Source organism: Streptomyces sp. MBT65 (assembly GCF_016612545.1).
Lineage (GTDB): Bacteria > Actinomycetota > Actinomycetes > Streptomycetales > Streptomycetaceae > Streptomyces.
Genome location: NZ_JAENRY010000340.1, coordinates 1 through 9,188 on the forward strand (window position 1 = coordinate 1; position 9,188 = coordinate 9,188).

Sequence of the window (9,188 nt, forward strand, 5' to 3'; positions counted from 1 at the left end):
GGCCTGCGTCACGGGGGCCGGCGGGGCCACCGGAGCCGCGGCCGGTTCCTCCACCGAGACGCCGAAGTCCGTGGCGATGCCCGCCAGGCCGTTCGCATAGCCCTGGCCGACCGCGCGGGCCTTCCAGGCGCCGTTGCGGAGGTAGATCTCGACGACCACGAGTGCCGTCTCGGCGCCGAGCTGCGGGGGCGTGAAGGTGCCCAGGACGCTGTTGTCGTCCGCGTTGCGGATCGTGGCCGTGGGCTCGATGCCCTGGAAGCTCTGGCCGGCCGCGTCCGGGCTGGCGGTGACGACGATCTTCTCGATGCCCGGCGGGACGGCACCGGTGTCGACGATGATCGCGTCGGGTGCCGTACCGCCGCCGGAGCGGTAGGTCACGCCGGGGCCCGCCGGCTGGTTGTAGAAGATGAAGTCGTCGTCGGAGCGCACCTTGCCGTCGCCCGTGAGCAGCAGGCCCGATACGTCGAGCCGCACCGGGGCGGCGACGTCCACCGTCACGCGCGCGGCGGAGAGAGGGATGTTCGAGCCGGGGGTCATAGCTGTCATGACTCGTGAACGACCGAGACCATTTTGCCGTTCCCTTACCAAGCGACCAATTGCCGAGCCTTGGCAGGACCGGCCCGAATCCCCTCGATTCCCTAGGGAATCACCACGATCTTCCGCCCCACCCCCGCCGCGAACTGAGCCAGCGCCTCCGGATACCGCTCCAGCTCGATCCGGTCGCTGATGAAGATCTCCGGGTCGAGGACCCCGTTCGCGAACAATTCCGCCGCCCGCTCGAAGCTGTGCAGCACCGCCATGGAGCCGGTGATGGTGATCTCCTGGTTGTAGATGCGGTACGGGTCGATCGACACCCGGGTCGCGTAGTCGGCCACGCCGAACTGGAGGAACGTGCCCGCCTTCGCCACCCGGTCCAGGCCGTCCTGGATCGCCGCCGCGTTGCCGGTCGCGTCGACGACGAGGTCCCAGCCCTGCGGCCGGTCCAGCTCGTCCGCGTTCGCCGCCGACCCGGAGACACCGAGCGTGCGGGCAGTCTCCAGGCGGGCCGGGTTCAGGTCCACGATGTCGACGCTCGCCGCGCCGGTCCGGTTGGCCAGCTCCAGCATCATCAGGCCCATGGTCCCGGAGCCGTAGATCAGGACGTGCGCGCCCAGGCGGGACTTGAGGACGTCGTAGCCGCGCACCGCGCAGGAGAGCGGTTCGACGAGGGCCGCGTCCTGGGTGCGCACGTGCTCGGGGAGCTTGACGCAGTTCGCCACCGGGGCCAGCGCGTACTGGGCCGCGCCGCCCGCCGTGGTGACGCCGATCGCGGCCCAGCGTTCGCAGAGGTTGTTGTGGCCGTTGCGGCACTGCCGGCACTCGTAGCAGTAGAGAGAGGGATCTACGGCCACCTGGTCGCCGACCGAGACCTCGGTGACCTGGGTGCCGACCGCGACGATCTCGCCCGCGAACTCGTGGCCCGGCACGATCGGCAGCTTGGGCGCGAACTCGCCCTGGAGGATGTGCAGATCGGTGCCGCAGAGGCCGCACGCGGCGACCTCGACGACGACCTCGCGGGGGCCCGGCGTCGGGTCGGGGACCTCGGTGACGACGGCGCGGCCCACGGACTCGATGACGGCGGCCTTCATTTGACGGCTCCCAAGGAGAGGCCCTGGACCAGCTTGTCCTGAGCGGCGAACCCCGCGGCGAGCACCGGCAGGGAGATGACGAGCGACGCGGCGCACACCTTCGCCAGGAACAGGCCCTGACTGGTGATGAAGCCGGTCAGGAACACGGGCGCGGTCTCGGCGACGACACCCGTGAGGACCCGGGCGAACAACAGCTCGTTCCAGCTGAAGATGAAGCAGATGAGGGCTGTCGCCGCGATACCAGGGAGGGAGATCGGAGCGACCACGCGCGCGAGGATGGTCGGCAGCCGGGCGCCGTCGATCTGGGCCGCCTCGATGACGGCGACCGGGACCTCGGCGAGGAAGGACTGCATCATCCACACCGCGATCGGCAGGTTCATGGAGGTGTAGAGGATGACCAGGAGCCAGATGTTGTCGAGCATCCCGGCGTTCTTCGCGAACAGGTAGATCGGCAGCAGGCCCGCCACCACCGGGAGCATCTTCGTGGACAGGAAGAAGAACAGGACGTTGGTCCACTTCTTCACCGGGCGGATCGACAGCGCGTAGGCCGCCGGGAACGCCAGCAGCAGCACGAAGAGCGTCGAAGCCACGGACGCGACAAGGGAGTTGACCAGCGCGGGCCAGGGGCTCGCGCCGCCGCCCGTGCCGAAGAACTCGCGGTAGCCGTCCAGGGTGAGGGCGGCCCCGAAGGACGGCGGGTTGGTCGCCGCGTCCGTCTCCGAGTGGAAGGACGTCAGCGCCATCCAGGCGATGGGCAGGAAGAACACGATGCCGATCAGCCAGGCCACCAGGCCCAGGCCCGCGCCTTTGCGGCGGGCACGCGCGCGTACGGCGATGCTGCTCATGCGCGGGACGCCTCCTCACGGAACAGGGACGACACGACGCGCAGGGCGAAGGTCGCGATGATGATCGAGCCGATGACGACCAGGACGCCGGCCGCCGAGGCGAGGCCGTTCTCGTGGGCCTGGTAGAAGCTCTGGTAGACGGTGTAGGGCAGGTTGGCGGTGCCCAGGCCGCCGGAGGTGATGGTGAAGACCGCGTCGAAGTTCTGGACGATGTAGATCGAGCCCAGCAGGGCGCCGAGTTCGAGATAGCGGCGCAGATGCGGCAGCGTCAGATAGCGGAAGACCTGCCAGTCGCTGGCGCCGTCCACCTTCGCGGCCTCGATCTGCTGGTGGTCGCGGCTCTGGAGCCCGGCCAGCAGGATCAGCATCATGAACGGCGTCCACTGCCACACCAGGGATGCCTCGACGGCGAGCAGCGGGGTGTTGGAGATCCAGTCCGGCTGCGGTCCGCCCACATAGTGCAACAGGCCGTTGAACAGGCCGTATTCAGGGTTGTAGAGCACATGCTTCCAGAGCAGGGCCGCAGCCACCGGCACCACCAGGAACGGGGCGATCAGCAGGGTGCGGACGAAGCCCCGGCCCCGGAACTTGCGGTCCAGAAGGAGCGCGAGGAGCAGGCCGAAGACCAGGCTGGCCAGCACCACCGCGACGGTGAGCAGGATGGTCGTCCACACCGAGTGGCGCAGATCGGCGTCGGTCAGGACCTCGTGGTAGTTGTCGACGCCGGTGAAGTGGCGGGCCTTCGGGTAGAGCGCGTTCCAGTCGAAGAAGGAGATCACCAGCGTGGCCACGAACGGGAGTTGGGTCACGACGATCATGAAGACGAGGGCGGGGAGCAGCGGGGCGCGGGTGGCCCAGGCGCGCAGCCTGTCCGAGGGCTGACGCGCGGTGCGGGTCGGAGTGGCGGCCAGACGGGCCGTTGTCGTGGCGGTCATCGTCCCTCGTACTCCTTGGAGATCTTCTCGGCGAGTTTCTGGGACTTCTTCAGGGCCGAGTCGACGGACTGGCGTCCGGCGATGGCCGAACTGATCTCCTGGGAGACCTTCGTGCCGAGGTCGGTGAACTCGGGGATGTCGACGAACTGGATGCCGGGCGCGGGCCGCGGCTGCACACCCGGGTCATTGGGCTTGGCGCCCTCGATGGCCTCCTTCGTCTGCTCCTGGAAGGCGGCGGCCTCCTTCACGTACTCGGGGTTCGTGTACGTCGAGGCGCGCTTCCCGGCCGGCACGTTGGCCCAGCCGTCCGTCTCGCCGACCAGCTGCTCGTACTCCTTGCTGGACGCCCAGGACACGAACTGCCAGGCCTTGTCGGAGTTGTGGGACGCCTTCTGGATGCCCCAGGCCCAGGTGTAGAGCCAGCCCGAGGAGTCGGTCTTCTCGACCGGGGCGGGGACGTAGCCGATCTTGCCCTTCACCGGGGAGCCCTTGGCCTCCAGCGATCCCGCCGCCGAGGTGGCGTCGTACCACATGGCGACCTTGCTCTGGGTGATGTTGTTCAGGCACTCGGCGAAGCCGGACTGGGCCGCGCCGGACTCGCCGTGCTTGCGGACGAGGTCGACATAGAACTTCGTCGCCTGCTCGAACGCGGGGGAGTCGAGCTGCGCCTTCCAGTCCTTGGTGAACCAGGTGCCGCCGAAGGTGTTCACGACGGTCGTCAGAGGCGCCATCAACTCGCCCCAACCGGGCAGCCCGCGCAGGCAGATGCCCTTCATGCCGGACTTCGCGCCGTCGACCTTGGCGGCTATGTCGGCCACCTGGGTCCAGGTCGGGTGCGCGGGCATCGTGAGGCCCTTATCGGCGAGCACGTCCTTGCGGTACATCAGGAAGGACGACTCTCCGTAGAACGGCTGCCCGTAGAGCTTGCCGTCGTCGGCGGTCAGGGACTCCCGCATCGGCTTGAGGATGTCCTGCTCGTCGTAGGCGGGGTCCTTCGCGACGTACGAGTCCATCTCGTGCAGCCAGCCGTTGCGGGCGTAGATCGGGATCTCGTAGTTGGAGAGGGTCGCCACGTCGTACTGGCCCGCCTGGTTGGCGAAGTCCTGGCTGATCTTGTCGCGGACGTCGTTCTCGGGGAGCACCGTGAAGTTGACCTTGATGCCGGTCTCCTTCGTGAAGTGCGGGGCCAGTTTCTGGAGTTCGACCATCTGGGGGTTGTTGACCATCAGGACGTTGATCGAGTTGCCGCCTGATCCGGCGCCGCCCGCTCCGACCCAGCAGCCGGAGAGCAGCGGGGCGAGCAGCGTCCCTACGGCGGCCAGGGCGAGCGTTGCTCGCGGCGGCCGTCGTCGGCTCTGGGTTCGCATGGATCGCTCCTGCACGTATGGGGAGAGAAATGGGGAGAAAAGGGGTGTGCACGGGAATGGCACACCCCTGGTGGGTGAGTTGGGATTTCAAACGGTGCGCCAGACGCTCGGGGCACCCTAGACGCGGATGACCTGTGGCCCCAGCAGTGAGTACCGATGGGCTTCGGCCGACGGGAGCAGCGTGCTCGTGACGATCGTCTCCAGGGCGCCGATCTCGGCGAACCTGCAGAAGCTGACCGCCCCGAACTTGGTGTGCACACCCGCGAACACGGTGCGCCGGGAGGCGCGGATGGCCTGTGCCTTGACCTCGCTCACGGCGGGGTCCGGTGTGGTCAGGCCCTGTTCGCGGGAGATGCCGTTGGCGCCGATGAAGGCGAGGTCGAGGACGAAGCCGGCGAGCATCTTCGTCGTCCAGTGGTCGACGGTGGCGAGGGTGCCGTGCCGGACCCGGCCGCCGAGCAGCAGTACCGAGGTGTTCTCGGACTCGGCGAGCACGCCCGCCACCGGCAGGGACGCGGTGACCACGGTCAGCGGCCGGTCCCTGGGCAGCGCCTCGGCGATGAGCTGGGGGGTGAAGCCCTCGTCGACGAAGACGGTCTCGGCGTCCCCGAGCAGCTCGGCCGCGGCGGCCGCGATCCGGCGCTTCTCCGGGACATGACTGGTGGCGCGGAAGGCGAGCGTCGTCTCGAAACCGGCGCTCTCCACGGGGTAGGCCCCGCCATGGGTCCTGCGGACCAGCCCGTGGTCCTCCAGGGCCCGCAGATCCCGCCGTACGGTCTCCTTGGCCACGCCCAGCTCGGCGGCGAGCGCGGTGACGTCGACCGAGCCGGTGCGGCGTGCGGCGCGCACGATCTCCCGCTGACGTTCCTCCGCCGAACTCGCGCTCATGGCCGACACCGCCTTCCCGGTCACCTGGAGTACTGCCCGTTCGGGCCCGGTGGGACCCTTGGGGGAAGTTCTACAGCCGGTGTGCGGCCCTGACCAGGCCTGTTGCAGGCCCGATGCTGCCCGTGTGTGACCGTTTACCGAGCGGCGTGTCCGTCGCGGACCTGCGCCGCTGTCCGCCGGGGCGTGAGAGCGGGCAGCGTCCGTGCCCGAACATGCCGACGGGCGGGCCCGTTCGGTGCCCGCCCGCCGCCTTGAAGTCCCTTTTCCGTCAGTACGGCTTTTCGCTCAGTACGGCCAGATCGGCGGGTCGTTCACGAAGTGGCCGCCCAGATAGGCGTGCGCCTCGACGCCCGGCTCCAGCTCGCCCTGCTCGGCGATCAGCTTCTCGGCGTACGGCTCGGAGTCGTCCTGGGGCTCGTAACCGAGTGCCCGCGCGGTCGACAGGTCCCACCAAAGGCGGGTGTTGGCGGAGGAACCGTAGACGATCGTGTGCCGTACGTCCTCGGCGGTCAGGGCCGCGTGGAAGAGACGGGCGCCGTCGGCGGGGCTCATCCAGATCGACAGCATGCGCACGCTGCTGGGCTCCGGGAAGCAGGAACCGATACGTACGGAGACGGTCTCCAGGCGGTGCTTGTCCCAGTAGAGCTGCGCCAGGTCCTCGCCGAAGGACTTGGACAGGCCGTAGAAGGTGTCGGGGCGGTGCGGGGTGTCGATCGGGATGAGGGGGTCGTCCCCTTGCGGCCTCGGGGTGTAGCCGACCGCGTGGTTGGAGGAGGCGAAGACGATGCGCGGGACGCCCTCCTCGCGGGCGGCCTCGTAGAGGTTGTACGTGCCCTCGATGTTCGACCTGAGGATCTTGTCGAAGGAGGCTTCCAGGGAGATGCCGGCGAGATGGACGATCGCGTCGACGCCCCGCACCGCCTCGCGGAGCGCCGTCTTGTCGGAGAGGTCGGCGGTGATCGCGTCCGGCTCGCCCTCGATCGGGCGCAGATCCAGCAGCCGCAGCTCGTAGCCGTACGCGGGGAGCAGCTCCCGCATCAGGGTGCCGAGCCCGCCTGCGGCGCCGGTGAGCAGAACGGTGCGGGGAGCGGGCATCCTCGGTCTCCTAGAGTCATCGGCCTCATCCGTGAACGATATTCACATGCATGGACACGCTAAGGATCGGCCACCATGCCCGTCAAGTGTGGCGCGGACCTGGGAAATCCGCCTCCTTCTTGCTCATTTGCCTGCTTGACCCACCCTGAGGCAGATCCTTAGGGTGTGGGTGTTCAGAAATGTAGACGTTGATCAGAAGAACGCACGCGCCTGTTTCAAGGGAGAGCCCGTGACGCCAGCCCCTCTCGCCGACCGGCTCAGTATCCCCAGCGGGCCGCTGTTCTTCCCCGTCACCGCGTACGGCCCCGACGGCTCCGTCGATCTCGACGTCTACCGCGAGCATGTCCGCCGGGGCGTCGAGGCCGGTGCCGCCGCCGTGTTCGCGTGCTGCGGCACCGGGGAGTTCCACGCGCTGCTGCCCGAGGAGTTCGAGGCGTGCGTGCGGGTCGCCGTGGAGGCGGCCGGGGGCCGGGTGCCGGTGGTCGCGGGGGCGGGCTACGGCACCGCGCTCGCCGTACGGTACGCACGGCTCACGGAGGGCGCCGGGGCGGACGGGCTGCTCGCGATGCCGCCGTACCTGGTCGTCGCCGGGCAGGAGGGGTTGCTGCGGCACTACCGGGAGGTGGCCGCGGCGACCGCGCTGCCCGTCATCGTCTACCAGCGCGACAACGCCGTGTTCACCCCGGCCACCGTGGTCGAACTCGCCCGCACCGAGGGCGTCATCGGCTTCAAGGACGGCCTCGGCGACCTCGACCTGATGCAGCGGATCGTGAGCACCGTACGCACCGAAGTCCCCGGCGACTTCCTGTACTTCAACGGACTGCCGACCGCCGAGCAGACCCAACTCGCCTACCAGGGCGTCGGCATCACCCTCTACTCGTCCGCCGTGTTCTGCTTCGCCCCCGAGATCGCGCTCGCCTTCCACCGGGCGCTGGTGACCGGCGACGACACCACGGCGAACCGCCTCCTGGACGGCTTCTACCTGCCGTTCGTCGAACTGCGTGCCCAGGGCCGCGGTTACGCCGTCTCGCTCGTCAAGGCGGGTGTGCGCCTGCGCGGCCTGGACGTCGGCGAGGTCCGCCCACCGCTGACCGAACCGACCGAGGACCATGTCAAACAACTGGCCCAACTCATCGAGCGCGGCTACACGTTGATCGAGGCACAGATGGATTCACAGATGGATTCACGGACGGCTTCACGGACGGCTTCACGGATGGATTCACGGATCGAGGAGGAGGGCGCGTGAAGGCATCGGCTTTCGTCTACCCCTGGGACGTCAACGGCGACCCGGAGGCGGGCGGCAGGATCGCCGAACTCGGAGTCCGGCAGGCGACCTTGGCCTCCGCGTACCACTCCACACGCGCCTTGACCCCCCGCCACCCGCGCCACCGCGTCGTCACCGCCGAGCACGCGGCCGTCCTGTACCCGCCGGACTCCCGTTGGCAGGGACGGGAGTTGAGGCCGTACCCGGCCGGCGACTGGGCTCCCGGCGACGCCTACGGGGAGGCCGCCACCGCCCTCGCGGACGCGGGTCTGGACGTGCACACCTGGGTCGTGCTCGCCCACAACTCCCGCCTGGGCGCGGACCGTCCGGACACCTCGGTGGTCAACGCCTACGGCGACCGCTACCCCTGGGCACCCTGCATCGCCCAGCCTGCCACGCGCGCGTACCTCGTCGACCTCGCCGCCGAGGCGGCCGTACGCCCCGGCGCACGCGGCACCGAACTGGAGTCCCTCGGCTGGTACGGCCTCACCCACCTGCACGCCCACGACAAGACCGGGGGCATCCCCCTCGGGGACGCGGGCCAGTACCTGATGGCCCTGTGTTTCTGCCCGACCTGCCGCGAGGGCTACGGCGAACAGGGCCTCGACGCGCAGGAGTTGGCGGCGGTGGTACGCGCGGCGCTGGAACCGGTGTGGCAGGGCGCGCCCTCTGACGGCGGCTGGGCGGGGGTCGAGAAACTCCTGGGCGAGGCGAACGCGACGGCCACACGCGCGTGGCGCGACGACAGGGCCCGCACCCTCCAGGAGACGGCGATCGCGGCGGTCCGGGCGGCCGCACCCGCCGACTTCCAGGTGCTGCTGCACGCGGACCCGGAGTCGTACCACTGCGGCGCCAACGTCGGCGTGGACCCCGGCCACATCCTCGCGGTGGCGGACGGCGTGGTCGTCCCCTGCACGGGCGGCGCGGGCCTGCTGACCCCGTTCGCCGAACAGGGCCGGGACGGGGCGGTGTTGGCCGCCAACTTCACGATCGTCTCCGGGATGGGAGGACGCCCGGGCGCACTGGCCGCGGACGCGGCCCGCGCACACGAACTCGGCGCGACCGAACTGCGGCTGTATCACGCGGGGTTGGCGTCGGAGGGGGACTTGGCGGGGGTGCGGGAGGCGCTGGGCGGACTCTGAGTCGGGTGCGGGTGCGGGTGCGGG

At 69.6% G+C, this 9,188-nt stretch carries 9 protein-coding genes; 2 read left to right on the top strand and 7 right to left on the bottom strand.

Annotation, left to right across the window (positions count from 1 at the left end; translation table 11 throughout):
- The 7 genes from JHN63_RS43480 to JHN63_RS43510 form a co-directional block, all read right to left on the bottom strand.
- Positions 1 to 537: TerD family protein (locus JHN63_RS43480; protein ID WP_200690663.1), on the bottom strand; the 537-nt coding region annotated here is incomplete at its 3' end.
- A 101-nt stretch (positions 538 to 638) separates the two neighbouring features.
- On the bottom strand, positions 639 to 1,628 hold the full coding sequence (locus JHN63_RS43485) for a zinc-dependent alcohol dehydrogenase family protein (RefSeq protein WP_200690655.1): 990 nt from the start codon (positions 1,626 to 1,628) through the stop codon (positions 639 to 641).
- Positions 1,625 to 2,473, bottom strand: a complete 849-nt coding sequence (locus JHN63_RS43490) for a carbohydrate ABC transporter permease (RefSeq protein WP_200690656.1) — start codon at positions 2,471 to 2,473, stop codon at positions 1,625 to 1,627. The genes JHN63_RS43485 and JHN63_RS43490 overlap by 4 nt, the downstream gene beginning before the upstream one ends.
- On the bottom strand, positions 2,470 to 3,408 hold the full coding sequence (locus tag JHN63_RS43495; RefSeq protein WP_200690657.1) for a carbohydrate ABC transporter permease: 939 nt from the start codon (positions 3,406 to 3,408) through the stop codon (positions 2,470 to 2,472). The genes JHN63_RS43490 and JHN63_RS43495 overlap by 4 nt, the downstream gene beginning before the upstream one ends.
- Complete coding sequence (locus tag JHN63_RS43500) at positions 3,405 to 4,775, bottom strand: sugar ABC transporter substrate-binding protein (protein WP_200690658.1); 1,371 nt, start codon at positions 4,773 to 4,775, stop codon at positions 3,405 to 3,407. The genes JHN63_RS43495 and JHN63_RS43500 overlap by 4 nt, the downstream gene beginning before the upstream one ends.
- A gap of 117 nt (positions 4,776 to 4,892) precedes the next feature.
- Positions 4,893 to 5,663 carry a DeoR/GlpR family DNA-binding transcription regulator gene (locus JHN63_RS43505; protein WP_200690659.1) on the bottom strand — a complete coding sequence of 257 codons (771 nt, stop codon included), beginning with the start codon at positions 5,661 to 5,663 and terminating at the stop codon, positions 4,893 to 4,895.
- A 285-nt stretch (positions 5,664 to 5,948) separates the two neighbouring features.
- Positions 5,949 to 6,758: an NAD(P)-dependent oxidoreductase gene (locus tag JHN63_RS43510; RefSeq protein WP_200690660.1), complete on the bottom strand. Its 810-nt coding sequence runs from the start codon at positions 6,756 to 6,758 to the stop codon at positions 5,949 to 5,951.
- Positions 6,759 to 6,987: 229 nt separating this feature from the next.
- On the opposite strand from JHN63_RS43510, the gene JHN63_RS43515 reads away from it, so the two are divergent.
- Both JHN63_RS43515 and JHN63_RS43520 read left to right on the top strand, forming a co-directional pair.
- On the top strand, positions 6,988 to 8,004 hold the full coding sequence (locus JHN63_RS43515; RefSeq protein WP_200690661.1) for a 5-dehydro-4-deoxyglucarate dehydratase: 1,017 nt from the start codon (positions 6,988 to 6,990) through the stop codon (positions 8,002 to 8,004).
- Complete coding sequence (locus JHN63_RS43520; RefSeq protein ID WP_200690662.1) at positions 8,001 to 9,164, top strand: hypothetical protein; 1,164 nt, start codon at positions 8,001 to 8,003, stop codon at positions 9,162 to 9,164. Before JHN63_RS43515 ends, JHN63_RS43520 begins: the two co-directional genes overlap by 4 nt.
- Positions 9,165 to 9,188 lie beyond the last annotated feature (24 nt).

Bases quoted from the DNA above. Each gene is read 5' to 3' on its own strand.
- JHN63_RS43485 (WP_200690655.1), bottom strand. From the start codon at position 1,628: ATGAAGGCCGCCGTCATCGAGTCCGTGGGCCGCGCCGTCGTCACCGAG.
- JHN63_RS43500 (WP_200690658.1), bottom strand. From the start codon at position 4,775: ATGCGAACCCAGAGCCGACGACGGCCGCCGCGAGCAACGCTCGCCCTG.
- JHN63_RS43505 (WP_200690659.1), bottom strand. From the start codon at position 5,663: ATGAGCGCGAGTTCGGCGGAGGAACGTCAGCGGGAGATCGTGCGCGCC.
- JHN63_RS43510 (WP_200690660.1), bottom strand. From the start codon at position 6,758: ATGCCCGCTCCCCGCACCGTTCTGCTCACCGGCGCCGCAGGCGGGCTC.
- JHN63_RS43495 (WP_200690657.1), bottom strand. From the start codon at position 3,408: ATGACCGCCACGACAACGGCCCGTCTGGCCGCCACTCCGACCCGCACC.
- JHN63_RS43490 (WP_200690656.1), bottom strand. From the start codon at position 2,473: ATGAGCAGCATCGCCGTACGCGCGCGTGCCCGCCGCAAAGGCGCGGGC.